Source organism: Bacteroides sp. RCH18 (genome assembly GCF_058231005.1).
Genome location: NZ_JBIPTC010000002.1, coordinates 484867 through 509636 on the forward strand (window position 1 = coordinate 484867; position 24770 = coordinate 509636).

A 24770-nucleotide genomic window follows, 5' to 3' on the forward strand; every position below is an offset into this window, starting at 1 on the left:
TATTAAATAGCTTATGAAAATAAGAGTAGGTTTTGGCTTCGACGTACATCAGTTGGTCGAAGGTCGTGAATTGTGGCTGGGCGGTATCCGTCTGGAACATTCCAAAGGGTTGTTGGGACATTCGGATGCTGACGTATTGCTGCATACGGTTTGCGATGCCTTGTTGGGAGCGGCCAATATGCGCGATATCGGTTATCATTTTCCGGATACTGCCGGAGAGTACAAGAATATCGACAGCAAGATTCTTTTGAAGAAGACGGTAGAGCTGATTGCGACCAAAGGATACCGTGTCGGGAATATCGATGCGACTATTTGCGCGGAACGTCCCAAACTGAAAGCTCATATTTCTTTGATGCAGGAGACGATGGCAGCCGTCATGGGAATCGATGCGGAAGACATCTCTATCAAGGCAACTACGACGGAGAAACTCGGTTTTACCGGACGGGAAGAAGGCATTTCCGCTTATGCTACCGTGTTGATAGAGAAGGACTGACAAAGCAGATTACTAACCCCCTTAAACGATAAATAGTATGAATCGAACTTTAAAATTATTCTTAGCACTGGTCTCTTTGTGTATGACCGCCTTCTGCTTCGCCCAAAAGAGCGAATTACGGTTCAACAAAGACGGTAAATTTAAAATCGTACAGTTCACCGACGTCCATTTCAAGTATAAGAATCCCGCTTCCGACATCGCATTGGAACGTATTAATCAGGTACTCGACGAAGAACAACCTGATTTTGTAATCTTCACCGGAGACGTCGTTTATTCCGCTCCGGCAGATAAAGGTATGTTGCAGGTGCTGGAACAGGTATCGAAGCGTAAGCTGCCGTTTGTTGTCACTTTCGGCAATCATGATAATGAACAGGGAATGACGCGGGAACAGCTATATGACATCATCCGTCAGGTACCCGGCAATCTGATGCCGGATCGTGGCTCGATCCTTTCTCCGGATTATGTATTGACCGTGAAATCCTCTTCTGATGCGAAGAAGGATGCAGCCGTCCTGTATTGCATGGACTCTCATTCTTACTCCCCGCTGAAGGATGTGAAAGGTTACGCATGGCTCACCTTTGATCAGGTCAACTGGTATCGTCAGCAGAGCGCAGCCTATACAGCACGGAACGGCGGAAAGCCATTGCCGGCACTTGCTTTCTTCCACATCCCTGTACCGGAATACAATGAAGCTGCTTCCGACGAAAATGCCATCCTGCGCGGAACCCGCATGGAAGAAGCCTGTGCGCCGAAACTGAATACGGGTATGTTTGCTGCCATGAAAGAGTCCGGTGATGTGATGGGAATATTCGTGGGGCACGATCATGATAATGATTATGCAGTGATGTGGAAAGGAATCCTGTTGGCTTACGGTCGTTTCACAGGCGGAAATACAGAATACAATCACCTGCCGAACGGCGCCCGTATCATCGTGCTTGATGAAGGCGCCCGCACGTTCACTTCCTGGATTCGTCAGAAAGACGGTATCGTCGACAAAGTGACCTATCCGGCAAGTTTCGTCAAAGACGACTGGACCAAGCGTTAACTATTGCCAGCTTCACGTTGCTGAGGCGGGTATATTTGGAACCGTAGCTTTCGAACAGGCGTGACACCCGCGCCGATGCTACATATATAATTTCTCCCGGTCGATATTCATGCTCTATTCCGGATAGAGTGCATGATACCGCACTGGGAGTTTTTGATGGGATGCTCATCGTCACCAGGTTGCCGCTGGCATCGTTCAGAGTCAGTATCTGCTTCACGAAAAATTGCGGAGTCGTCCCATATACTCTTGTTTTATACGGATCGTCTTCCAGGCGCACCCGCATGACTTTCAACTTTAAGTCCGTCAGCTTCTCGTTCACTTCTCCCAGATAGCGGCTCTTCCGGCGTACCTCTTTGCTCTTCCGCAGCATCACGTCCAGATGTATCGAGTGATACGCCTGCGCTATTTTGACAAAACGCTCCTGTTTGGGAATCTTCGGAGTAAACTTATAGGCGATCCAGCTTAGATAGGCAGGATCGACTTTGAGGATTTCGTGTAGGAAGTGTCCCCTGTATTTGCCGAAAAAGATGAGGTCGTCACCGTTGCTCTGCATTCTCTTCTCGTTGTAATCCACAAGGATGAGGCACCGTCGTGAATAATAAAACATGGTGCTTGCTATCCGCAGGGACTCGTTGATATCCGGAGATAAATCGTGTATATAGAGAATCGATTGCTTTTCGGGCAGGGGAGAGTAGAGCCAAAGGGAATAGTTGGGTTTTCCCGGTCGGGGCAACACCACCAGATAAACTCCTGCCTCTTTAAAGGAGGCTCTGCCTCGGTTGTATTCATTCAGTTTGGCATACAATAAGGCTTGCTCGCTTTCGGAAATTCCCGGTAATTTTGGATTAGCCATAATTGTTCTCGCTTTTGGTATAATTCAAATATACGAAATTATGACCAGAAAAGCAAATTTTGGCGGGAGTTTCTTTGAATAAGACCTGTTGGCGAAGTTAACTCGTTTCCGATTCAATTATACGCTAAATTGTTAGTCCATATAAATCAAGTATCAGTATCTATAGAGCAATCGTTGGTTTCCTCGGAGGAAACGCCAGTTCCCTTTAAAAGGAACGCCCGTTCCCTCACCGGGAAACGACAGTTTCCATTACAAGAAATGATAGGAAACTATAAATTATTGATATCTAACTACATATAGTTCTATCGGTAATGTTATAGAGTTTATGTTCATTTCCGTACAGTTTAGCTCATTTCTGTACAGTTTTGAACTAAATGATAGTCAATAGTATCTTCAATCTCCTCCTTCGGGAAGGAGGAGTACCCGTAGGGGGAGGTGGTAGGTGAATGCATAAATCTTTCATATACAAAGAAATAGGAATAAACATTATTTCTCCTACCACCTCGGTCTGCGACCACTCCTCCTTCCCGAAGGAGGAGATTCGAGATACTATTGACTTTTTAGTCACCCCCAATGGAGATACTACTGTTTGATTCATTTATCATTCGTTTTGAATAGTAGAAAATGATTGTCTGATGATGGCAATGGGGCTATTGTCTGTTCATTCATTCGGGGACGCAAACTTTTCATTTCCTTTTTATGGCTGTCTGACTATAATCTTGTACTTTTGTATTCTTCTAATGATTGGAAATTCGGATGAAAGAACGAAATAAAAGAGTATTGGTCGGCATGAGTGGCGGTATAGACAGTACCGCTACCTGTCTTATGCTACAAGAGCAGGGATATGAAATAGTAGGAGTCACGATGCGTGTTTGGGGAGACGAGCCCCAGGATGCCCGCGAACTGGCCGCACGAATGGGAATTGAACATTATGTGGCTGACGAGCGTATACCTTTTAAGGAGACCATCGTGAAGAACTTTATCGATGAGTACAAGCAAGGACGTACCCCGAATCCGTGTGTGATGTGCAACCCCTTGTTTAAATTCCGTGTACTGGCGGAATGGGCCGACAAGCTGGACTGCGCCTACATTGCGACCGGACATTACTCTCGGCTGGAAGAGCGGAACGGGCACATCTATATTGTAGCGGGGGATGATGATAAAAAAGATCAGTCCTACTTCCTATGGCGGCTGGGGCAGGATATACTGAAGCGGTGTATCTTCCCGTTGGGCGACTATACGAAAATAAAGGTGCGTGAGTACCTGGCGGAGAAAGGATATGAAGCGAAGTCTAAGGAAGGCGAAAGCATGGAAGTCTGTTTCATTCAGGGAGATTACCGTGATTTTCTGCGCGAGCAATGTCCGGAACTGGATACGGAGATCGGTCCGGGATGGTTTGTCAACTCCGAAGGAGTGAAGTTGGGGCAGCATAAGGGAGCACCTTATTATACCATCGGTCAGCGGAAAGGACTGGAAATTGCCTTGGGCAAGCCCGCTTATGTGCTGAAAATCAATCCGCAGAAGAATACAGTGATGCTGGGAGATGCCGAACAACTGCAGACGGAATATATGCTGGCGGAACAAGACCGGATAGTAGATGAGCAAGAACTGTTCTCATGCGAGAATCTTGCGGTGAGAATCCGTTACCGCAGCCGCCCGATACCTTGTCGGGTGAAACGTCTCGAAGACGGACGCTTGTTGGTACGCTTTCGTGAGACGGCTTCGGCTGTTGCCCCCGGTCAGTCTGCCGTATTCTACGATGGACGGCGGGTACTCGGCGGCGCGTTTATCGCTTCGCAGCGGGGAATCGGACTGGTGATCATAGAGAATAAAGACGAATTGTAGAATAAAATAAACAGAGAGATTCAGATGAAAAGATTAGTATTAGCGGCATTGATCCTGACTACAGCGGTGGGAGCATCTGCTCAATTTACCTCTACCGATACCTTGAAATATCGGATCAGCCTCACAGATAAGGCTGCAACCACTTATTCCATCCAGCAACCGGAGAAGTTCCTTTCCAGAAAATCCATCGACCGCAGGTTGAGACAGAAGTTGGCTATCGACTCTACCGACTTGCCGGTATGCAAGAAATATGTGGATGCCATACGGAAGAAAGGCGTCCATGTGCTTGTCACCGGAAAGTGGGATAATTTCGTCACAGTCTCCTGCAATGACAGTATGCTGATCGATGAAATAGCCAAACTGCCTTTTGTACGTTCCACCGAGAAAGTGTGGCAGGGAAAAGTGTCGGCAGTTACCAAAAGAGATTCGCTGATCAATGATCCGCAGCGTTCGGACAGCCTGTATGGGCCCGCTATCACTCAGATTGAAATGAGCCGTGCCAATCTTCTCCACGATGCCGGATTCAAGGGACAGGGCATGACGATTGCCGTTATCGACGCCGGATTTCATAATGCGGACAGAATCGAAGCGATGAAGAATATCCGCATACTCGGGACACGCGACTTTGTGAACCCCGAAGCGGACATCTATGCCGAAAGCAGCCACGGTATGTCAGTGCTGTCTTGTATGGCAATGAATCAGCCGAATGTCATGGTCGGCACCGCACCGGAAGCCTCCTACTGGTTGCTTCGCAGTGAGGATGAGGCTTCCGAGCATTTGGTAGAGCAGGATTACTGGGCGGCAGCCATCGAATTTGCCGATAGCGTGGGCGTGGATGTTGTGAATACCTCACTGGGCTATTATACCTTTGACGACCCGACCAAGAACTATCGTTACCGTGACTTGAACGGACACTATGCACTGATGTCAAGGGAGGCTTCGAAGGCAGCAGATAAGGGGATGGTCCTCGTTTGCAGTGCCGGCAACTCCGGCAGTGGCTCATGGAAGAAAATCACTCCTCCGGGCGATGCCGAGAATGTGCTGACTGTGGGAGCTATTGATAAGAAGAAGTTGCTGGCTCCGTTCTCTTCTATCGGCAACACTGCCGACGGACGTGTGAAACCGGATGTCGTAGCGGTCGGATTCAAGGCGGATATAGTGGGCACAGACGGTAATCTTCGTCTGGCCGACGGAACTTCTTTCTCTTCTCCTATCATGTGCGGAATGGTAGCTTGCCTGTGGCAGGCCTGCCCGAAGTTGACCGCCAAAGAAGTGATCGAACTGGTGCGCAGCGTAGGCGACAGATCCGATTTCCCGGATAACATCTACGGTTATGGCATTCCGGATCTCTGGAAAGCATACCAAATGAGCAAAGAATAGTGCTCATTTCTTATTCTTAACTGAAATTTCGCAGATTACCTGTACGTTATCATAACTATCTCCAGCGGGATTGACTAAAAAGTCGGTACTACCTTAAATCTCCTCCTTCGGGAAGGAGGAGTACCCGTAGGGGGAGGTGGTAGGTGAATGCATAAAGCTATCATTTACAATAAAATAGGAATAAACATCTTTTTTCCTACCACCTCGGTCTTCGACCACTCCTCCCTTCCCGAAGGAGGAGATTTAAGGTAGTACCGACTTTTTAGTCAACCCCATTTAAGGTAGTTCTATTCAGTAAGATAGATAACTTGTGAAACCTAAATTCTCTATTCTTCATTATAATAAAAGCCTATGGATTCTCTTTCCCTACTAGAGCTAAACGCGCTTGTCCGGCGAAGTCTGGAGCAATGCCTGCCCGATGAATATTGGATACAGGCAGAACTGAGCGATGTCCGTTCCAATACTACCGGACACTGCTATCTGGAGTTTGTGCAGAAAGACCCGCGCAGCAACAATCTCGTAGCCAAGGCACGGGGTATGATCTGGAGTAATATCTACCGCTTGCTGAAACCTTACTTTGAGGAAACTACCGGACAGTTATTTACTTCCGGCATCAAAGTCCTGGTGAAAGTAACAGTCCAGTTTCACGAACTCTACGGTTACAGTCTGACTGTTCTCGATATCGACCCTGCCTATACGCTGGGCGATATGGCCCGCCGTCGTCGTGAGATACTCATGCAACTCGAAGAAGAAGGAGTACTGACCTTGAATAAAGAGCTGGAGATGCCGGTTCTTCCTCAACGTATAGCGGTCATTTCCTCTGCCACGGCAGCCGGATACGGAGATTTCTGCCATCAGTTGCAGCACAATCCCGGCGGATTCTTTTTCTATACCGAACTGTTTCCGGCATTGATGCAGGGCAATCAGGTGGAAGAGTCCGTATTGGCTGCATTGGATCGCATCAATGACCGGGTGAACGAGTTTGATGTAGTGGTTATCATACGAGGCGGAGGGGCGACTTCGGATTTATCCGGTTTTGATACGTACCTCTTGGCGGCCGCTTGTGCTCAGTTCCCGTTGCCCGTCATCACCGGTATCGGTCACGAGCGGGACGATACGGTGCTCGACTCTGTGGCACATACCCGGGTGAAGACTCCGACGGCTGCTGCCGAACTTTTGATTCACCGGATCACCGAATCGGCAGATCATCTGGAAGAGTTATCCGCCCGTCTGCAACAAGGGGCGTATGCCCTGCTCGAACAGGAAGGACGGAGGCTGGAAATGATTCAGACCCGCATCCCGAACTTTGTTCACCGGAAACTGACAGATGCCCGTTTTGCCTTACTGGCAGCCGGAAAAGACTTGGCGCAAGTCACTCAGACCCTGTTGTCCCGTCATCGTCACCGGCTGGAACTTTTGCAGCAGCGTGTGGCGGATGCTTCTCCCGACAAACTGCTGAGTCGTGGATATAGCATCACGCTGAAAGACGGAAAAGCGGTCACGGATGCCGCTTCGCTGAACCCCGGAGATCAGTTGGTGACCCGTCTGGCTAAGGGAAGTTTCACTTCCGAAGTCCGGCTCGATGAGCATTATTATTCATCTTAAATACAATAAATATGGCAGCTAAAAAAGAAACATACTCCCAGGCAATGGAGCGTCTTGAAAAGATAGTCCGTCAGATAGACAACAACGAACTGGATATCGACATTTTGAGCGAAAAAATAAAAGAAGCCAATGAAATTATTGCCTTTTGCACCGAGAAACTGACAAAAGCGGATCGGGAAGTCGAAAAATTGTTGCAAGAAAGGCGGCAGTCTGAATAATAAAAGTTATTTTTGCGAATCAAAGCGTAAAATAAACTAATACATAACGATATGAAAGAAATAGACTGGGCGAATCTGTCGTTCGGATACATGAAGACAGATTACAATGTGAGAATCAATTTCCGTAACGGCGCATGGGGCGAACTGGAAGTCAGCAGTGATGAACATCTCAACCTGCACATGGCGGCTACTTGTCTGCACTATGGTCAGGAAGCTTTTGAAGGTTTAAAGGCTTTCCGCGGCAAAGACGGTAAAGTACGTATCTTCCGTCTGGAAGAAAATGCGGCACGCCTGCAATCTACTTGCCAGGGCATTCTGATGGCCGAACTGCCAACCGAACGTTTCAAGGAAGCGATTCTGAAAGTTGTAAAGCTGAACGAACGTTTCATTCCACCTTATGAGACCGGTGCTTCTCTATACATTCGTCCGTTACTGATCGGAACAAGTGCCCAGGTAGGCGTACATCCTGCCGAAGAATATATGTTCGTGGTATTTGTAACTCCGGTAGGGCCTTACTTCAAAGGTGGTTTCTCTACCAATCCGTATGTGATTATCCGCGAGTTCGACCGTGCCGCTCCTCATGGAACTGGTATCTACAAGGTAGGCGGTAACTATGCGGCCAGTCTGCGTGCCAACAAGAAAGCACACGATCTGGGCTATTCCTGCGAGTTTTATCTGGATGCAAAAGAAAAGAAATATATCGACGAGTGCGGCGCAGCTAACTTCTTCGGAATTAAAGATAATACGTATATTACTCCGAAATCATCTTCTATCCTGCCTTCGATCACCAATAAGAGTCTGATGCAGTTGGCAGAAGATATGGGCATCAAGGTAGAACGCCGCCCGATACCGGAAGAAGAACTGGAAACGTTCGAAGAAGCGGGTGCTTGCGGTACAGCTGCGGTAATCAGTCCGATTCAGCGTATCGATGACCTGGAGAACGGAAAGTCATACGTTATCTCTAAAGACGGCAAGCCGGGACCGGTCTGCACGAAACTGTATAATAAGTTGCGTGGTATTCAGTACGGTGACGAACCGGATACACATGGTTGGGTGACGATTGTAGAATAATTGATCTTTAAGTATAATCTCTTTTAATTGCGTAATTACTATGTTGAAACAAAATTCAGAGTTGCGTGCTCAGGCACGTGAAGCCCTTCGTGGAAAGTGGCCTATGGCAGCCGTTGCTGCTCTTATTTATTCGGCTATTGCCGGTGGTTTGTCTTCCATTCCTTTTATTGGATGGATCGGTTCTTTGTTGGTCGGACTGCCTGTTGCATACGGCTTTGCTATTTTGATGCTGGCTGTATTCAGAGGAGCGGAAGAGGTTGATCTGGGAGTGTTGTTTGCAGGATTTCAGGAATATAGTCGTATCTTGACTACTAAACTGCTGCAGGCTGTTTATACTTTCCTGTGGTCATTGCTGTTGCTGATTCCGGGTATCATTAAGCATTATTCTTATGCGATGACGGACTATATTTTGAAAGACGAACCTGAATTGTGTAACAATGCTGCCATTGAAAGAAGTATGGCAATGATGGAAGGCAACAAGATGAAATTGTTCCTGCTTGATTTGAGCTTCATCGGTTGGGCTATCCTTTGCCTCTTTACTTTCGGTATCGGATTCTTCGTTTTGCAACCCTACATGCAAGTATCTCATGCTGCTTTCTATGAAGATTTGAAAGCTCAGCAGGGTGGTATTAATATCAATGTAGAAGTGACTGTCGAAAGTTGATAAGCGAATAAATATCATTCTATAGAATGGAGTACGGAGCAATCTGTACTCCATTTATTTTTGTAGTTTACGCCAAAAGTAAGTACCTTTGCGTCCTAATCAGTAATGAGATGGGAAAGAATAAATTAGAGAAGTTTGCCGATATGGCGAGTTACCCGCACGTGTTCGAATATCCTTATTCGGCGGTGGATAATGTGCCTTTTGACATGAAGGGAAAATGGCATCAGGAGTTTTTCGGAAATGATCATCCTATTGTGCTCGAACTGGGCTGCGGACGGGGTGAATATACCGTCGGACTGGGCCGGATGTTTCCCGATAAGAACTTTATAGCAGTTGATATCAAGGGTTCCAGAATGTGGACAGGCGCCACGGAGTCCTTGCAGGCAGGAATGAAGAATGTCGCTTTCCTGCGTACAAATATCGAGATTATCGAACGCTTTTTTGCAGCAGGTGAAGTCAGTGAAATCTGGCTGACCTTCTCCGATCCGCAGATGAAAAAGGCTACTAAGCGGCTAACCTCCACTTATTTCATGGAGCGCTACCGTAAATTCCTGAAACCGGATGGAATCATTCATCTGAAAACCGACAGTAACTTTATGTTCACCTATACAAAGTACATGATAGAAGCCAATCAGCTTCCTGTCGAGTTTACCACCGAAGATTTGTATCATTCGGATTTGGTAGACGATATTCTGAGTATTAAGACTTACTATGAACAACAATGGCTCGATCGTGGTTTAAATATCAAATATATCAAGTTCCGCCTTCCGCAAGAGGGAGTTTTGCAGGAACCGGATGTGGAAATAGAACTTGATCCGTACCGTAGCTACAACCGTAGCAAGCGGAGCGGACTGCAAACGAGCAAATGATAAGTAATAAGTGACAAGTAATAAGTAATAAATAGTAATTGGGTGGAACTATCAATTTTCCACTCTCAATTCTGAACTAATTATGACTCTTTATCCGAAATTAATATTGGATGCGCTGGCAACGGTGCGTTATCCCGGTACGGGAAAGAATCTGGTGGAAGCGGAGATGGTCGCTGATAATTTCCGCATTGATGGCATGGCGGTTAGCTTTTCATTGATATTTGAAAAACCGACCGATCCGTTTATGAAATCAATGCTGAAGGCTGCTGAAACAGCTATTCATACGTATGTATCACCGGATGTGCAGGTAACTATTACAACGGAAAGCAAGCAGGCAGCCCGTCCGGAAGTGGGTAAACTGCTTCCGCAAGTAAAGAATATAATCGGTATCTCTTCCGGTAAGGGAGGGGTAGGCAAATCTACCGTATCCGCAAATCTGGCGGTGGCTTTGGCTAAGTTGGGCTACAAGGTCGGTTTGCTTGATGCTGACATTTTCGGTCCTTCCATGCCGAAGATGTTTCAGGTGGAAGATGCCCGTCCGTATGCGGAAAAAATCAATGGACGTGACTTGATTATTCCGGTAGAGAAATACGGTGTGAAACTGCTTTCTATCGGTTTCTTCGTTGATCCGGATCAGGCTACACTCTGGCGTGGCGGTATGGCGAGCAACGCATTGAAGCAGTTGATTGGCGATGCCGACTGGGGTGATCTTGATTATTTCCTGATTGACCTTCCTCCAGGCACAAGTGACATTCATCTGACCGTTGTCCAGACGTTGGCAATGACGGGAGCAATTGTTGTTAGTACTCCGCAGGCGGTAGCGCTGGCGGATGCCCGCAAGGGAATCAATATGTTTACGAATGATAAAGTGAATGTGCCTATTTTAGGACTGGTTGAGAATATGGCTTGGTTTACGCCTGCCGAACTACCGGAGAATAAGTACTATATCTTTGGTAAGGAAGGAGCCAAGAAACTGGCGGAAGAAATGAATGTGCCTCTGCTCGGTCAGATTCCTATTGTACAAAGTATCTGCGAAGGTGGGGATAATGGAACTCCGGTGGCGCTGGATGAAGATACGGTAACCGGTCGTGCTTTCTTGTCATTGGCTGCCAGCGTAGTTCGTCAGGTAGATCGTCGGAATGTGGAGATGGCTCCGACTAAGATTGTAGAGATGCACAAATAAGTGCTCTTATTTACTTTAAATATAAAACCTCCCGATGATGTTACTTTTGTCTGTCATCGGGAGGTTGTTTTATCTTATGGTATATTGGTATAGCTTGTTGTTACCTTGCGATTGGTGATTCTACTTTTCCAATGCTTTCATCAATTGTTCTTTCATGGTGTCCACTCCGGGGAATCCGGTTTGTTTATAAGTGATGTTTCCTTCTTTGTCAATGACAAAGTAAGTAGGAACGCCCCGGATACTGAACTTCTCGCGCAGATAGCTCCACTGTTCATCCGTCACACGGAAATGTTCTCCGTGAATGTCAGGAATCATGTTTCTCCAGGTTCCCAGCGGAGACGTTTCACCTGTGATGTAAAGGTAGATGATGTCTTTGTCTTTCAGTTCTTTTTTCATCGGGAGAATCTGTTTGTTGGCAGACCGGCATGGACCACACCATGTTGCCCAAAAATCAACTAACAGCGTATGTCCCCGGAATTTGGAGATAATGGAGGGGAATAAATCTTCATTCGATACTTCTCCTGTCTCATTAACGGTGAATCCTGTTTTCTTCTTGTTGATTTCTATTTGTTTCAGCAGGTCGTTGTTCATAGCCAGAGCCATGTCGTTGTATGCTGCGGGCATCGTTGACAGTTCTGCCTTTTGCTTATCGTTAAGTGGATTGAGATCTCTCATGGAGACTCCAATCATCTGTGCCTTCAGATTTTGTATTAAGTAACTGGCAGCTGTATGATTGCTCAGACTCTTAAGAATCTTATCATCTATGCCTATACGGCGTATGATGTCAAACAGTATCGGGTATCTGCTGTTGTAACAGGCTTTAGGTGAAAGGATATAGGTGAAGTCCTGAAGACTTTCATAATATCCTTGCGGAATATCAATCTTAGTCTCGGCATAGTATTTATTTGCTTTTTCTCCTTCCAGCCCATTCGTCATGATATGAGCTAATTTCAAGTTCCTTTCAGTTTCGATAATCTTTAGTGCGGCAGACAATTCGAGGTCTGTATTAATAATCTCCTTATATGCAGGGCTTCCTTTCGACTGTGTGATTTGTTTTCTGAACTCAGGGAGTCGGGCAAGTATTTGAGCTTTATATTCTTCAGCTGTTTTACCATTCAGCTTTTTAATCTGTTGTTGGTATTCTTCATAACTATTGCCTTCAGTGAAACTGAAGCTCATAGGATGATCTGCCAGCTCTTGCTGTACTCCGGCTAAATATCCTCCGTAATAGATTTCTTTTCCGTATGGCTTTTCTGCTTGACGAAGATGTGACTGCTTGCGAGCATTTTCGCGAAGATTGATAACGACCGAGGTGGTTTCCCCCGGTGCTAATAAGTAGCTGACAGCTCCAAAAGGAAACCTGATCATGCATGGGGTGACCATGAAGACATTCATCTCATGATAAAACGTTCCGTCATCCTGGATGCGGATTTTTCCTTCCTGAGCTTCGTCTCTTATTACATCTTGAAAATAAAGACTGCCTTTGTTGGGCATCCCTTTTTGGTAGTCAAGGATTCTTCCTTTGAGAATTGCTTTGGCGTATTTAGCGACTGGCTCGGGCAACGTCGTTTTATGGTCTGCTTTGGTGACTGTAATGTCTTTAGGCAGTTTGAACTTGCTGAATGTTTTCTTGTCCAGCTGTATGCCCCATATCTTAAATGCGCCCTCAAAGTCTCCTTCAGAGAAATCCAGGCAAGTCACGTTTTGAGGAATAGGTGGGAAAGTTAATTGGAATTCGGCTTCGCCGGATTCGGGCATCCAGAACTCTTTGTCCAGTGTAATGCCGATTCCCTTCCGGACAGGGTATAGGTTGCCATTGTTGTCTTTCAGTACACTGCCGGTTGCGATCTTTATCCAGTATTTGGGCCGATAGAAAGCTTTGATATACACAGTGGTGACTGTGTCACTCATGACAATTTTGTCTATCTCTATACTTGAGGAACTCTGAGCTAAAAAGGGAGGACGTTCTACGATTCTGTCTTTAGCTTGTGTCATACAAAGTATGCTTAGCAGCAAACTTATCATTAATGCGAATCTTTTCATACGATTAGGCTTTTATCTCCAACAAATGTAATCATATTATTGTAATTATCTATGCGAAAATAGAAAAAGGAGCAGAATCGCTTACGATTGCTCCTTTTTTCTGTTATTTATTTGTTAGGGGAATAATGATATTTTCGGTTTTGCTTATTGAAGTCGGAATGTAATAGGGAATGTATATTCTACAGCAACGGCTTGTCCGTTCTGTTTTCCCGGTTCCCACTTAGGCATACCCCGCACTACACGAATTGCTTCAGCGTCCAACCATGCCGACGCACCTTTTAATATTTTTATATTCGACACGTTACCGTCTTTTCCGATGACAATCTGGACCAGCACTTTGCCTTGTTCCTTATTCTGCTGGGCCATAGTCGGATATTTTATATTTTTGGCTAAGTAGCGCATTAATCCTTCCTGTCCTCCGGGGAATTTAGGCATCTCGTCTACGACTTTGAAAGTTGGTTCATTATTGGGTGTGGCTTCTTTAGGACCATAGCCCACCACTACGACCTCTTCAAACTTTTCTATTGCTACTGCTTCGGGTGTTTCTGCCGGTTTTGCAGGTTCCGGACCGGACAGACGGAAAGTTACGGGAACCGTAAATCTAACGTTCACAGCTTGTCCTCTTTGCTTGCCGGGTTTCCAATTAGGCATGGCGGTAATCACTCGTTCAGCTTCCTTGTCAAGATAGGGGTCTACGCCTCGTTCTATTTTAGTATCGCTGATACTTCCGTCTTTTTTAACGACAAAACTGACAATCACACGTCCTTGCTTTCCATTTTCATGAGCTGTTGCCGGATATTTGATATTCTTGGCAAGATATTCCATCAGTGCTGATTGTCCACCGGGGAAGTCGGGCATTTCTTCTACAACTTCAAATACGACAGAATCATTTACAGTAGCATTTTTAACGGGTGCCGGAGGGGGAGGAGGAGCTACCTCTTTTGTTTTCTGCGTTCCTTTTTTATCCTGTAATGTCGCTACTCCCGTCATTCCATCGGGAAGTTCCGGACCATTGGCGAGTTCGGTTTGCGAAACACCTTGTTCTTCCGGTGCTGCCATCATTTCTTTGGCAAATTCTTTCGTTGTACGAGCTACTACTTCGATGTTGCTGATAATCATCAACAGGGCAGCCAAGGGAAGGAACATCAGATATTTAGTCCTTCCTATTTCTTTGGTTCTTCGTTTATTCATCATTTTGATACGATTTTTAAGTGGTAAAACATTGAAACTATTAGATAAATTTGCTGCAGCCTTGTGATGTGCCAGTCCCAGCAAGTGGTACTGGTATGATTTACTATCATGTCCCGTCTCTAATACCCGGTGATCTGCCATGTATTCCAGATTACCTCTGACTTCCCGTTTCATCAGCCAGACGAAGGGATTGAACCAGCAGAAAGTACACATGATCTCGCTGACGAGTACATCTGCTGAGTGATATTGGCGGGCATGAGTCTCTTCATGCGTGATTATTTCGCTGATCTCGGATTCTGTATGCGATTCCGGATGTATGAATATCCAGTGGAAGAAGGAAAAGGGTCCTGTACCTTTCTTCAATATGTGTACACGTGATCCTTGTATCGTGCTTTTCGGGCATAGGAAATGCAATCGTATGATACTGCCCAGTTGGATCAGGAAGCGTAGGGCAAGAAGTAATACCCCGGTCCAGTAGATAAATCCCAGAATTTGTGGGATTAGCTCCTGCCAGTTGGCCGTTGTTTCCTGTGGTGCCTCGATGATTTGCTCCGGAAGTATGATCGTAGCATAAAGATCTGCCATTGCCACCATCGGCTCCTGCTCCTTTATCCACTCTTGAATATTCAGTAAGGGATAGAGCAGAGAGATGCCAAAGAAGCATAACAGAGCGGTCCGTCGCCAGTGGAAGAAGGTGTCTTTATGAAAAAACAACCGATAGAAAGCGTAGAACAATGCGATGGCTACGTTTATCTTTAAGAAATAGGCAAGTTCCGGAGTCATATTGATAAAGTTTCAGTTTATTTTTCTTTTCCTTTCTCTATCAGGTCGATAATGTCCTTAAGGTCATCCGTAGATATCTTCTGGTCCTTTGCAAAGAAAGAAACCATTTCCTTATAGGAGTTCTCGAAATAGTTGCGGACAACTCCACTCATGAAGTGGCGTTTGTATTCATTTTCACGAATAGAGGGAGTATATTGGTAGGTATTCCCTATATGTTTCGATTTAACGTATCCTTTCCGTTCGAGATTTTTCACGATGGATGCAACGGTGGTATAAGGTGGTGCCGGTTGCGGAAACTTAGATACGATGTCCTTTACGAAACAGTCTTGTAACTCCCAAATGTAGATCATTACTTCTTCTTCTTGTATAGTTAACTTTTCCATGGAGATGATGTTTAATTACGATTCTTTCGCAAAGCTACGAATATTTCGTAATAAAGCAATAGCTAGTCGGTTAAATATTGTAAATGCCTCTTTGGAATGGGGTGATTTGCGGGTAAAAGCCCCTGATTCTCGTAAGCATGAAAATAATGTGGATAAACGTTATTTTCATCCAAATAAGCAATCTTTAGGACATTTAGGTGAACAAAAAGCCTATCGTGGCTTTTTTATATAAAATAAATGAAATACTTTTGTAGAGTATAAAACGTATGTTAATAAAAGGAGAGTGCGTTTCAACACAAAGCAAAGCTTGAAAGATTCCCCGTACTCGATAATGAAGCTATTAACTATGCAGCCCGGAGGGAGGAGGGAGGCAAACTAAAAAAAATGACTGATATGAAAAAAGGTTTGATTTTTGTGCTGTTTGCACTTGTTTCTATCGTTTCTTATTCTCAGATTTCCTGGAATGCTAAGGTAGGTATGAACATGAGTAATTTCACAGGAGATGCTGATACGGACATGAGAGTAGGTTTTAATGTTGGAGTGGGAATGGAGTATCAGTTTACTGATATGTGGTCTATTCAGCCTTCGTTGATGTTTACTCAGAAAGGTGCAAAACTGGGTGATATCAAGGCTAATCCGATGTACCTGGAACTGCCGGTAATGGCTGCTGCTAGATTTGCTGTGGTAGACGGACAAAATGTAGTTGTAAAAGCCGGTCCGTATCTGGCATGTGGTATTGCCGGTAAATATAAGATAGCTGGCGTTAAGGAAGACTTCTTTGGTGATGATGCAGCGAAAAGATTTGATTTTGGTCTAGGTGTGGGCGTTGCTTATGAAATCAATCGGTTCTTTGTTGACTTATCCGGTGAATTCGGATTAGTTAAGATGTACGATGGTGACGGTTCTCCTAAGAACATCAACTTCTCTATCGGAGTAGGTTACAAATTCTAATTGAATTATATTCTCTTTATAATACCATTCATAAAGTCCTCTGCCCAATAGATGGAGCGGAGGACTTTTTCATTTCCTCCCATAAAGAAATTTCTCTTCCTATAAAGAAAAACGATGTATACTTCCGAAGAAGCACACATCGTACTAAACTCTCTCTCTCTCTTAATTGTCTCAATCGGTCATCTGTTTGGCCAGATTCTCTTTTTCTTTCAGTTCTTTATATCTCTCTATGGCGTGTTTCCGGCTCATCAGTATTTGCCAGCGGTATACCCAGCAAGTGGTGAGGAAATAAACGCCTGCTTGTATCCACAGTGCCTTGTATTCAAAGGCGACTTCGCTTAAGGTAGCTCCCATATTATTGATCTTCACAAAGCCGTTGATGCCGAATGTGGACGGGAAAATGTAAGAAACATATTTCCAGAACGGAGGAATGGCGGCTCCCGGCCACGAGATACCGGAAATAAACAGCAGCGGTACGGAAGTGAATACAAAAATCAGCATACAGGTTTCCCGGTTGCGAATGGCGATGGAGGTGGTCATTGCAAAGAAAATGCAGGCCGCCAGATAGGGGGCGACGAATAATACCAGTGAACCGGGTTGCCCGATTTGGTTGAGGCTGAATAGTCTTGGCACGATATGCAGCACGTAAAATGATACAAGTACATACACAAGGAAGTAACTTAGCCCCTTGCCAAGTACAATTCGCAACGTTCCGTTATAATGCCGGTTGATGGGGACAAGGTCTTTAAACCGGTTGTTTTCCCGGGCAGTTCCTGCTGCCAGTCCGATTCCGAGCAATAGTGTCTGCTGTATGATCAGTACCAATACGGCAGGAATCAGGAAAGCGGCAAAACCGGCTGTAGGATTAAAGATGGAAATCTCTTCATATTCTATCGGATAACCGGTGATTTCGTCCTGTCGCCCGGTCGTGTTCCCGCTACGCGCGATCTTTATATCTTTATTCATATCCAATGATACGGCCGTATTGGCGATCAGCATGGATTTATAGTACAGCAATCCGCTCATGTCGCAATAGATACTGACTTGCGTCTGTTTCCCTTTGGCGATGTTGTCGTTGAAATCAGATGGGATATAGATGATGCCGTATGCAAGCCGGTTCTTCAGCATTTGCTTGGCTTCTTCCATATCGGCACAATAGGCAACAATCTGAATGTCCGGTGTGGCATCCACCTTCCGGAGATATTCGCGGCTAAGGGATGAATGAGAGTCATCGACTACAACGGCCGGGACTTCTCGTACTACTTCATTGTCATAGATAAAGCTGTACAGTAACGGATAGCCCAGTGGGACGAGGATAAAGAAAATCAGTACCCCCTGGTCGCGGAAAGTTGTCTGAAACTCGCGCTTCCAGATATAAAACAGGTCGTTGATGCCTTGGGCTATCTTGTCTTTAAATTTTATATCTTTCATCAGGGTATGTATTTATAGTAAACCAATGCTTCTTTCAAGCGGTGAACCACAAAGAAGGGAAGCATCATGAATATTAATAATGCCATATAGTTGGACCATGAGTAAGCCATGCTGTATCCGTTGAGCGCCTGATCTACATAAATCAGGAAATAATGACGTAACGGAAACAGGTTGCTCAAGGCCTGCAAAACAGGATTCATTGCCATCACCGGAAAAGAAAAACCGGAGATGGAGAATGAAATCACTCCCCACAAGGAGGCAAAACTTAATCCGAGGCGGAGTGTAGGCAGTGTACCTATCATGACGATGCCGCAACACTGGGATGCCAATACAAGGCAGAGCGTGGCGAATATCATCGGGAAGATGCCACTGTTGCAGGGGAAATGCAGAAAACCATACAGGTATACATTATAGAATATCCCCATTATGAAAAAGACCACCGTATGCGGAAGCAGTTTGCCTGCCAAAGCAATGTAAATGGAATTGTTACTCATTCGCAACCATTCACGGGCAGTGCGGTCTTTGATTTCTACACCGATAGAATAAACGGTGACCATGAAGATGAGCAGCATGAGTACTCCCGGTATCAGTGTATTGCACAGGTATACCGAATAGTTCAGCCACGGATTGTTCAGTGGATGCGTGTCGATCACGATCGGTTGCAGGAACCCCATTGCCTGATCTTCCGTAGCCCCTTTGGCGTACAGTACGCTCCTTGCCGCGGAGCCGGCGGTGAGTTCTCCCATCATTTTCATGTCTCTGAATAGTAAAGAACCTGCAATCAGATAGGAGTAATTGGTGTAGAAAGAGATTTTGGGCTGCCGTTGGCTTTGTGCCTCTGCCGACAGGCCTTTCGGGATATAGAAGAAACCGTAGATCTTGCCTTCCTGCACAGCGATACGCGCGTCCGTCACATTGCTGTAATGAGCTACGACACCTGTTTGCGAGAAAGCATCCAGATTGCGGACAATGTTGCGTGAAGTAGACGAATCATCCATGTCTACCACGCCCGCCGGAAGATTCTGCGGAAGTCCCGAATCCATCAGGGTTGTGAAAAATAGGTAGCAGAATAATGGAGCGATGACCATGCAAAAGAGATAGAGCGGGCGTGATACTAACCGCCTGCACTCCCTTTGCATGACTTGCCATAAGGCTACATATTTCTTCTTTCTCTCTTTCATGATTATTTATTAATGATAACGGACATACCCGGACGAAGATTCTCCACTTTTTCCATCGGAGAAGCTTTGACTTCAAATGTCTTCAGGTCGAACTGACCGGTAGTCTTGGTTGCCTTCCAGGCAGCGTAAGTACCTAAGTCTTTCAGATAGTATACTTTGAGTTTGACTGTTTTATTATCCAGCGCGGGAACAACAGCTTCAAATTCTGCTCCCATAGTCAGGTTTTTGAGCAAGTCTTCGCGTACGTTGAAAGTCACCCACATATCATTGAGCTCGGCTATGTTCATGATAGGAGCACCTGTGCCTACCAATTCGCCTACTTTCGGGAAAATCTCGGAAACTTCTCCGGCAGCCGGAGCAATCAGATAGGTTTCCTTAATGTAAGATTCTACTTCGGCAACAGCTCCTTTGGCACGGTTCACCAACGCTTCGGCAGCCATCTTGTCTTCACGTTCCGCACCGTTCTTTGCCATAGTATATTGTGCTTTGGCAGCTTTCTCGGTAGCGATGGCAGCGTCACGTTGTGCGGTAACCTCGTCCAGTTTTTGTGCGGGCATCACTCCTTGTTCATACAGGTTCTTGACTCTCTTATATGATTTTTCGGCAATCGTAACACCTGCCTGAGCTTTCTGCCACATTTCATAGGCTGCCTGAATCTGTTCTTCGCGTGCACCTTTGATTGCTTTTTCGTTTTGTGCCTGAGCGGCAGCTTCGGCGGCACGTGCCTGTTCCATTTTAGCCACTACATCGGGGGCTTCCAGAATAGCCAGTGTATCTCCGGCATTTACGCTTTGTCCTTCTTTCACACGAAATTCCAGTATACGTCCCGGAACTTTGCTTGAAACGCGGTATTCGGTAACTTCAGCCTGCCCCTGAATAATCTCAGGACCTTTGCGGAGCATGAAAAAGCCAACGACTGCAACGATTGCAATAACTCCCAGTAAAGTAAGAAATGCAAGCAGCATATTGCTGTTTTGTGATTTTATAGGTGCCATATTATTGATGAATTTTAAATTACGAATAATAAATTGATTGAATACCTCAGTCTTTAATTGTCAATTGTCCATTGTCCATTATTTCAGCGTTCCCAAAGACTTCTTCAGATAAATCTCCGTCAGCTTCACGTCGATTTGTGCGTCAATCTTTTCCGATTGGGCGGACAGCCATGCCGTTTGTGCTTCCAGGACATTGCTGGTGGCAATGACCCCTTCTTTGAAGCCTAACGTGGCATAACGGAGATTTTCGTCAGCCTTTTCCATATTCTTGGTTGCCATTACCAGTTTTTTACTGGCTTCCTTTACTTTAAAAGCGGACTGGTTGACTTGCAATTCGATCTTTTCTCTCGCATCCTGAAGCTGATATTGTGCGATTCGTGCTTCTGCCTTGGCGGCTTTGGTCTTGTAAATGCCTTCCCCCCAATGCCAGATAGGTATCTGTACCATAACGCCCACATTCCACATTCCTTTGAATTTATTCTCAAAGCTGTTGAATACGGAAGGATTGGTCACCATATAATTTCCCATCAACGCAATGGACGGAAGATGTTCGGCGCGGGTAACATTTATTTTCTGTTTATAAATCTGAGTAGCCAGTTCAAGGCTGCGTATCTCCGGACGGTTGGCGTAAGCGGTGGACATGTCGAAGTGGGTCTCCGGTGTGAGCAGTGGAATGTCCTCCATATTTTCGTCTGCCAACGTGATAGGAGAGCTGAGATCAATGCCACATAGTTGACACAACAACATTCGGGCCAGGCTTAATCCGTCTTCCACTTTAGTCAGTGTCATTTCCGCTTCGTTGACTTTCACACGCACGGACAAACCGTCGGCTTTTGTGGCAACTCCTTCGGCAATCATCTTTTCCACATCGCTGTCCAGCTGCTGCAAAAGTTTGAGATAGCCTTCGGCCAGTTTTTTCTTGTTTAATAAGGATATGACTTGCCAGTAAGCCTGGTCAGTGCTCATGATAACCTCCTGCATGCCTCCTTGATGTTGCTGTTGCGCTAACTCTTCGGCATACTTTGTGATTTTATTATATGCACGGATTTTGCCGCCCATGTATAATGGCTGTGTCAGCGTGATGGCACCTGCATATACATTTCTTGTATCTGTGCGGAGCGCATCGACCAGTGAACTTCCTGCCTGGTCAAGGGCGGGCAAGGCAGCTCCTAACTTTTCACTTAAAGAAGCGATAAGCGGTCTCAACTCCGGGTGTGCGGTAGCAATCTCTGTGGCCGTCTGTTGTATCGGACCGGCCAGATTGGTCCCCAATCCCGAAAGCGCCGCTTTCTGGTCATTGTTCAATAATGAAAATTCTTTTTGATTTCTCATGTAAGTTCCCGTAGCCGAGAAACTGGGCAGGTAGTTGGTAAATGCAGCTTTGTGCTGATAATGAGCGGCATTTATTTTTTCATTGCTTATCAACAGATCTTTGTTGTTGGCAAGAGCTAATGCGCGGCAACTATCTAGGCTTAGGAAGCTTTGCGCTTTTACTATAAAAGTCAGGCTCAACAGAATTGTCAGAAGAAATAGTTTTTTCATCGCATCTTACATATTAATAAGGTGATACTTCTTTTTTAAATAACCCCGTTATCATATAAATTGTTTATTGAGATAGTTCATTTTTTTATACTTGTTGACTTAAACAATAATTGCATAAACAACGATGCAAATGTATGTGCTTTCTGTGAAAACGCAAAATGAATTAGCTTTTTTTAAATGCTTCTCTTTGGAAAATATGCTATACTTGCATTTTGAAACATGATAAACATACTATAATGTTATTAAATCTGACAGAAGAACAAATCGCTCAACTCGCTCCGGACGCTGCGTCTGTCAAAGCAGGAAAAGGGCTGGCGAACCGGACTAAGTGGGTACTTCTGGAGCATAGTGACCGCGCCATCTGGGGACACTGCCAAGGAAGTGGAAAAACGCCTTATCAAACAGTAGTTGATACAAAGAATATTGCATTCAAATGTTCTTGTCCCAGCCGTAAGTTTCCGTGTAAACATGGGGTGGGGCTTTTATTTATGTATGCTTCCCATGCTGATCTTTTCAAGGAAGCGGAGGAACCGGACTGGGTAACGGCATGGCTCTCCAAACGTGAAGAGAAGGCGGAGAAGAAAGAACGGAAAGAGAAATCGGAAACTCCGGTGGATGAAGCGGCACAGGCCAAGAGGCAGGCCGTGCGCCATCAGAAGGTATTGGCCGGAATGGATGATCTTCAGATCTGGATGAAAGACTTGCTCCGCAACGGGCTGCTGAATATCCCGGAAAGAGCACATACACTATTTGAACCCATATCCCGCAGGATGATTGATGCGCAGGCCGGCGGATTGGCGGGCAGGTTACGATCGCTACAGGAAATCAATTACTATACAGACAGTTGGAAATATGAGCTTACCGACAAATTGAGTAAACTGTATCTTCTGACAGAAAGTTATAAGAATCTGGATTCTCTTTCTGCTGAGTGGCAAACGGAAATCCGTACTCAGGTAGGATATCCGCAGGCGAAGGAAGAAGTGATGTCCGGCGTACCGGTGGCAGACCAATGGATCGTTTTGCATACCAGAAGCCGGAAGATAAATGAGCTGCGGACAGAAACTTTCTGGTTGTACGGGAAGTCCAGTCACCGTATGGCCCTCTATTTAAACTTTCTGGCTCCCGGAGCGTTGCCGGAATTTAATCTGGTTCCCGGTGGTGTCTATGAAGGAGAGTTGTATTTTTATCAGGGTGTTGGTGCCTTGCGTGCCCTGCCCAAAAACATGAAATGGCTGGATAGTACCTTCCTGCCTTCATTGTGTGCCGATATACCGGTTGCCATGCAATCTTACAGAGCAGTTATACAGACTCATCCGTTTGCGGAGGAAGTTCCTCTCTTGGTGGACAATGTCAGGCTGGTAACAAGCGGAAATACGCACTATCTGCAGGATGCCGGAGGTATGGCCGTTCCGGTGCATATCGAAGAGACTGCACGTGTTGACATACTGGCTATAACAGGCGGAAAACCCTTCTCGGCTTTTTTGCTGGCAGACGCCGTTTCCTGTGAATTGAAAACAATCTGGTATCAATCTGAATTTTATTTTTGGAAAGATGAACTTAACTGATCATATCATCAATGTGGCATTGCTTGGCACTGCCACCCGTGAACTGATAACGACTGATTTTCCGGAAGAGTTGCAAGAAACTCTCCGCGACATTCAGGCGAAAGCAGAGGATGCGGAAGCTCTCTTCTATCAGCAGTCCGCTTTGGGCTTTGCCTTTGCACGTGCCGGAGTGGAAGCGCAATCCATTGCAGGAGTTGCCAATGTGACAGAAGCTCCGGAAGAAGACAAACCTTACTTCCTCCGTGAAGTGGGAGAGTTGCTTACTTCCCTGTATCTCAATAAAAATCAGTATCTTTTGCTATATGCTTACCGGAAAGCTGCCGACAAAGGAAAATTGATCCCTCCTGCCTATCTGCAAACTTTATTGCGAAGAGCTTTTGACCGGAATAATCCCTACAGGTATGAGGAACAGCACTGGCTGTCTCTGCTGACAGGGCAAAGAGGACGTTGGCTTCTTCCGCAAATGGGATTTCCCGTATGGGGAGAATCCGGCAACGAAACTTGGGAAACCGCCTCTCACGAAGAACGGAAACGAATGTTGACTAACCTGCGGAAAAATAGTCCGGAGCAGGGGCTTGCCTTATTGCAGACCGAACTGAAGAATGAGTCGGCTGCCCATCGGGATGAACTGATTCAGTGTTTGCGGTGGGGGTTGAGTAAATCAGACGAAGCATTCCTGCAAGAGATCGTGGCGACCGACCGGAGCAGTAATGTCAAAGAAACGGCCCGGCGATTATTGTGTAGCCTGCCGGACTCCGAACTGGTGAAAATATACGAAGAATTATTGCGGGGGAAATTACATTTCAATTTCCTTTTGGGATGGTCGTATGATAAGATTGAATTTACCCCTGAAATGAAGAAACTGGGACTTGAAGAGGTGAGTTCCAATAAAAACGAGAAGGATGATCGTTTCTTGTTACGCCAGTTGGCGGAACGTGTTCCATTAAGTTTCTGGAGTGAGTTTTATGACTGTCCGCCGGAGAAGGCTGCCGGCAAACTGGCGAAGAACCCTCCTTTTCAGAAACTGTTCGACCTGTCGAAACCGATCCTGAATTTCAGCGACTCCGGTTGGGCATATCATACCTTGAAGGAGAATGCGGATGAAAAAATGGCGGACGCGTTGATGGGGTTATTGCCTTCCTCCCAACGGGAGGAAATAGCTTTTCAGTCGGAGAGAGGCGGCTATATTCCGGATAGCTGGTTCAACGAAGACGGCATCGGATGGGGAATGAAATTCTCCACTCGTGTATTCCAGCGGATGCTTCGGAATAATTACTATCTTCCTAAGGAGACAGCCGAACAACTGGCATTATACTTCCCGTCCGAGATGAGAAAACCCATCGAACAGACAGCGCTTGCAATGGCCGCACAGGATAATAATACCTCCACTCGTTTTTGCCGGTTGATGATGGAATACATGGATTTGAAGCAGAGAATAGATACCTTATTAAATAATGATTAATAAAAACAGAAAAAAGA

23 protein-coding genes are annotated in these 24770 nt (G+C 45.6%); 14 read left to right on the plus strand and 9 right to left on the minus strand.

All coding sequences use genetic code 11. From position 1 onward, the window contains the following. Positions 1–13 precede the first annotated feature (13 nt). Both ispF and ACHLI0_RS17095 read left to right on the plus strand, forming a co-directional pair. On the plus strand, positions 14–493 hold the full coding sequence (ispF, locus tag ACHLI0_RS17090) for a 2-C-methyl-D-erythritol 2,4-cyclodiphosphate synthase (protein WP_490749746.1): 480 nt from the start codon (positions 14–16) through the stop codon (positions 491–493). Positions 494–530: 37 nt separating this feature from the next. Continuing rightward, complete coding sequence (locus tag ACHLI0_RS17095) at positions 531–1538, plus strand: metallophosphoesterase family protein (protein ID WP_490749747.1); 1008 nt, start codon at positions 531–533, stop codon at positions 1536–1538. On the opposite strand, the gene ACHLI0_RS17100 is transcribed toward ACHLI0_RS17095, so the two are convergent. Beyond that, positions 1513–2391 (minus strand): exodeoxyribonuclease X C-terminal domain-containing protein, encoded by an 879-nt coding sequence (locus tag ACHLI0_RS17100; RefSeq protein WP_490749748.1) that lies wholly within the window; start codon positions 2389–2391, stop codon positions 1513–1515. The genes ACHLI0_RS17095 and ACHLI0_RS17100 overlap by 26 nt on opposite strands. 370 nt (positions 2392–2761) lie before the next feature. Beyond that, on the minus strand, positions 2762–2989 hold the full coding sequence (locus tag ACHLI0_RS17105; RefSeq protein ID WP_195591665.1) for a hypothetical protein: 228 nt from the start codon (positions 2987–2989) through the stop codon (positions 2762–2764). A 158-nt stretch (positions 2990–3147) separates the two neighbouring features. Between ACHLI0_RS17105 and mnmA the strand changes: the two genes are divergently transcribed. From mnmA to ACHLI0_RS17145, 8 genes are all read left to right on the plus strand, one after another. Then, complete coding sequence (gene mnmA, locus ACHLI0_RS17110; protein ID WP_048695159.1) at positions 3148–4236, plus strand: tRNA 2-thiouridine(34) synthase MnmA; 1089 nt, start codon at positions 3148–3150, stop codon at positions 4234–4236. Positions 4237–4260: 24 nt separating this feature from the next. Continuing rightward, positions 4261–5616, plus strand: a complete 1356-nt coding sequence (locus tag ACHLI0_RS17115; protein ID WP_490749749.1) for a S8 family peptidase — start codon at positions 4261–4263, stop codon at positions 5614–5616. Between the two features lie 351 nt (positions 5617–5967). After that, positions 5968–7221, plus strand: coding sequence for an exodeoxyribonuclease VII large subunit (gene xseA, locus ACHLI0_RS17120; protein WP_490749750.1), 1254 nt, complete (start codon positions 5968–5970; stop codon positions 7219–7221). A gap of 11 nt (positions 7222–7232) precedes the next feature. After that, on the plus strand, positions 7233–7439 hold the full coding sequence (xseB, locus tag ACHLI0_RS17125; RefSeq protein WP_225694108.1) for an exodeoxyribonuclease VII small subunit: 207 nt from the start codon (positions 7233–7235) through the stop codon (positions 7437–7439). A 51-nt stretch (positions 7440–7490) separates the two neighbouring features. Beyond that, entirely contained in the window at positions 7491–8510 is a 1020-nt protein-coding gene (locus tag ACHLI0_RS17130; protein ID WP_008760814.1) for a branched-chain amino acid aminotransferase, read from the plus strand. A 40-nt stretch (positions 8511–8550) separates the two neighbouring features. Then, on the plus strand, positions 8551–9174 hold the full coding sequence (locus tag ACHLI0_RS17135; RefSeq protein WP_225665174.1) for a DUF975 family protein: 624 nt from the start codon (positions 8551–8553) through the stop codon (positions 9172–9174). Positions 9175–9284: 110 nt separating this feature from the next. After that, entirely contained in the window at positions 9285–10043 is a 759-nt protein-coding gene (trmB, locus tag ACHLI0_RS17140; RefSeq protein ID WP_234118528.1) for a tRNA (guanosine(46)-N7)-methyltransferase TrmB, read from the plus strand. Positions 10044–10125: 82 nt separating this feature from the next. Beyond that, positions 10126–11226, plus strand: a complete 1101-nt coding sequence (locus ACHLI0_RS17145) for an Mrp/NBP35 family ATP-binding protein (protein WP_490749751.1) — start codon at positions 10126–10128, stop codon at positions 11224–11226. A gap of 120 nt (positions 11227–11346) precedes the next feature. Here the strand turns inward: ACHLI0_RS17145 and ACHLI0_RS17150 are convergent, their stop codons facing one another. The 3 genes from ACHLI0_RS17150 to ACHLI0_RS17160 form a co-directional block, all read right to left on the minus strand. Next, a complete protein-coding gene (locus ACHLI0_RS17150; RefSeq protein ID WP_490749752.1) occupies positions 11347–13269 on the minus strand; it encodes a TlpA disulfide reductase family protein in 1923 nt (640 codons plus the stop codon). A 144-nt stretch (positions 13270–13413) separates the two neighbouring features. Continuing rightward, a complete protein-coding gene (locus ACHLI0_RS17155; RefSeq protein ID WP_490749753.1) occupies positions 13414–15243 on the minus strand; it encodes a TonB family protein in 1830 nt (609 codons plus the stop codon). A 17-nt stretch (positions 15244–15260) separates the two neighbouring features. Then, positions 15261–15626, minus strand: coding sequence for a BlaI/MecI/CopY family transcriptional regulator (locus ACHLI0_RS17160; RefSeq protein ID WP_048695148.1), 366 nt, complete (start codon positions 15624–15626; stop codon positions 15261–15263). On the opposite strand from ACHLI0_RS17160, the gene ACHLI0_RS17165 reads away from it, so the two are divergent. Beyond that, complete coding sequence (locus ACHLI0_RS17165) at positions 15625–15858, plus strand: hypothetical protein (RefSeq protein ID WP_373150897.1); 234 nt, start codon at positions 15625–15627, stop codon at positions 15856–15858. The genes ACHLI0_RS17160 and ACHLI0_RS17165 overlap by 2 nt on opposite strands. Positions 15859–16019: 161 nt before the next feature. After that, on the plus strand, positions 16020–16577 hold the full coding sequence (locus ACHLI0_RS17170) for a porin family protein (protein ID WP_054960130.1): 558 nt from the start codon (positions 16020–16022) through the stop codon (positions 16575–16577). A gap of 171 nt (positions 16578–16748) precedes the next feature. On the opposite strand, the gene ACHLI0_RS17175 is transcribed toward ACHLI0_RS17170, so the two are convergent. From ACHLI0_RS17175 to ACHLI0_RS17190, 4 genes are all read right to left on the minus strand, one after another. Further along, entirely contained in the window at positions 16749–18008 is a 1260-nt protein-coding gene (locus tag ACHLI0_RS17175; protein ID WP_490749754.1) for an ABC transporter permease, read from the minus strand. Then, complete coding sequence (locus ACHLI0_RS17180; RefSeq protein WP_008760823.1) at positions 18008–19189, minus strand: ABC transporter permease; 1182 nt, start codon at positions 19187–19189, stop codon at positions 18008–18010. Before ACHLI0_RS17180 ends, ACHLI0_RS17175 begins: the two co-directional genes overlap by 1 nt. A gap of 2 nt (positions 19190–19191) precedes the next feature. Continuing rightward, positions 19192–20184 (minus strand): HlyD family secretion protein, encoded by a 993-nt coding sequence (locus ACHLI0_RS17185; RefSeq protein WP_011109013.1) that lies wholly within the window; start codon positions 20182–20184, stop codon positions 19192–19194. Positions 20185–20262: 78 nt separating this feature from the next. After that, positions 20263–21726: a TolC family protein gene (locus ACHLI0_RS17190; protein ID WP_490749755.1), complete on the minus strand. Its 1464-nt coding sequence runs from the start codon at positions 21724–21726 to the stop codon at positions 20263–20265. Positions 21727–21962: 236 nt separating this feature from the next. Between ACHLI0_RS17190 and ACHLI0_RS17195 the strand changes: the two genes are divergently transcribed. Together ACHLI0_RS17195 and ACHLI0_RS17200 are read left to right on the plus strand one after the other, a co-directional pair. Further along, on the plus strand, positions 21963–23291 hold the full coding sequence (locus tag ACHLI0_RS17195) for an SWIM zinc finger family protein (RefSeq protein ID WP_117981651.1): 1329 nt from the start codon (positions 21963–21965) through the stop codon (positions 23289–23291). Further along, positions 23278–24753: a DUF5691 domain-containing protein gene (locus tag ACHLI0_RS17200; protein ID WP_490749756.1), complete on the plus strand. Its 1476-nt coding sequence runs from the start codon at positions 23278–23280 to the stop codon at positions 24751–24753. The genes ACHLI0_RS17195 and ACHLI0_RS17200 overlap by 14 nt, the downstream gene beginning before the upstream one ends. Positions 24754–24770: the final 17 nt, after the last annotated feature.

Excerpts from the sequence above, each read along its gene's own strand:
- ACHLI0_RS17135 (WP_225665174.1), top strand. The coding sequence starts at position 8,551 with ATGTTGAAACAAAATTCAGAGTTGCGTGCTCAGGCACGTGAAGCCCTT.
- ACHLI0_RS17130 (WP_008760814.1), top strand. The coding sequence starts at position 7,491 with ATGAAAGAAATAGACTGGGCGAATCTGTCGTTCGGATACATGAAGACA.
- ACHLI0_RS17190 (WP_490749755.1), bottom strand. The coding sequence starts at position 21,726 with ATGAAAAAACTATTTCTTCTGACAATTCTGTTGAGCCTGACTTTTATA.
- ACHLI0_RS17145 (WP_490749751.1), top strand. The coding sequence starts at position 10,126 with ATGACTCTTTATCCGAAATTAATATTGGATGCGCTGGCAACGGTGCGT.
- ACHLI0_RS17115 (WP_490749749.1), top strand. The coding sequence starts at position 4,261 with ATGAAAAGATTAGTATTAGCGGCATTGATCCTGACTACAGCGGTGGGA.
- ACHLI0_RS17170 (WP_054960130.1), top strand. The coding sequence starts at position 16,020 with ATGAAAAAAGGTTTGATTTTTGTGCTGTTTGCACTTGTTTCTATCGTT.
- ACHLI0_RS17160 (WP_048695148.1), bottom strand. The coding sequence starts at position 15,626 with ATGGAAAAGTTAACTATACAAGAAGAAGAAGTAATGATCTACATTTGG.
- ACHLI0_RS17200 (WP_490749756.1), top strand. The coding sequence starts at position 23,278 with ATGAACTTAACTGATCATATCATCAATGTGGCATTGCTTGGCACTGCC.
- ACHLI0_RS17195 (WP_117981651.1), top strand. The coding sequence starts at position 21,963 with ATGTTATTAAATCTGACAGAAGAACAAATCGCTCAACTCGCTCCGGAC.
- ACHLI0_RS17185 (WP_011109013.1), bottom strand. The coding sequence starts at position 20,184 with ATGGCACCTATAAAATCACAAAACAGCAATATGCTGCTTGCATTTCTT.
- xseA (WP_490749750.1), top strand. The coding sequence starts at position 5,968 with ATGGATTCTCTTTCCCTACTAGAGCTAAACGCGCTTGTCCGGCGAAGT.
- ispF (WP_490749746.1), top strand. The coding sequence starts at position 14 with ATGAAAATAAGAGTAGGTTTTGGCTTCGACGTACATCAGTTGGTCGAA.
- ACHLI0_RS17165 (WP_373150897.1), top strand. The coding sequence starts at position 15,625 with ATGGAGATGATGTTTAATTACGATTCTTTCGCAAAGCTACGAATATTT.
- trmB (WP_234118528.1), top strand. The coding sequence starts at position 9,285 with ATGGGAAAGAATAAATTAGAGAAGTTTGCCGATATGGCGAGTTACCCG.
- ACHLI0_RS17180 (WP_008760823.1), bottom strand. The coding sequence starts at position 19,189 with ATGAAAGAGAGAAAGAAGAAATATGTAGCCTTATGGCAAGTCATGCAA.
- ACHLI0_RS17100 (WP_490749748.1), bottom strand. The coding sequence starts at position 2,391 with ATGGCTAATCCAAAATTACCGGGAATTTCCGAAAGCGAGCAAGCCTTA.
- mnmA (WP_048695159.1), top strand. The coding sequence starts at position 3,148 with ATGAAAGAACGAAATAAAAGAGTATTGGTCGGCATGAGTGGCGGTATA.
- ACHLI0_RS17095 (WP_490749747.1), top strand. The coding sequence starts at position 531 with ATGAATCGAACTTTAAAATTATTCTTAGCACTGGTCTCTTTGTGTATG.
- xseB (WP_225694108.1), top strand. The coding sequence starts at position 7,233 with ATGGCAGCTAAAAAAGAAACATACTCCCAGGCAATGGAGCGTCTTGAA.
- ACHLI0_RS17175 (WP_490749754.1), bottom strand. The coding sequence starts at position 18,008 with ATGAAAGATATAAAATTTAAAGACAAGATAGCCCAAGGCATCAACGAC.
- ACHLI0_RS17105 (WP_195591665.1), bottom strand. The coding sequence starts at position 2,989 with ATGAATCAAACAGTAGTATCTCCATTGGGGGTGACTAAAAAGTCAATA.
- ACHLI0_RS17150 (WP_490749752.1), bottom strand. The coding sequence starts at position 13,269 with ATGAAAAGATTCGCATTAATGATAAGTTTGCTGCTAAGCATACTTTGT.
- ACHLI0_RS17155 (WP_490749753.1), bottom strand. The coding sequence starts at position 15,243 with ATGACTCCGGAACTTGCCTATTTCTTAAAGATAAACGTAGCCATCGCA.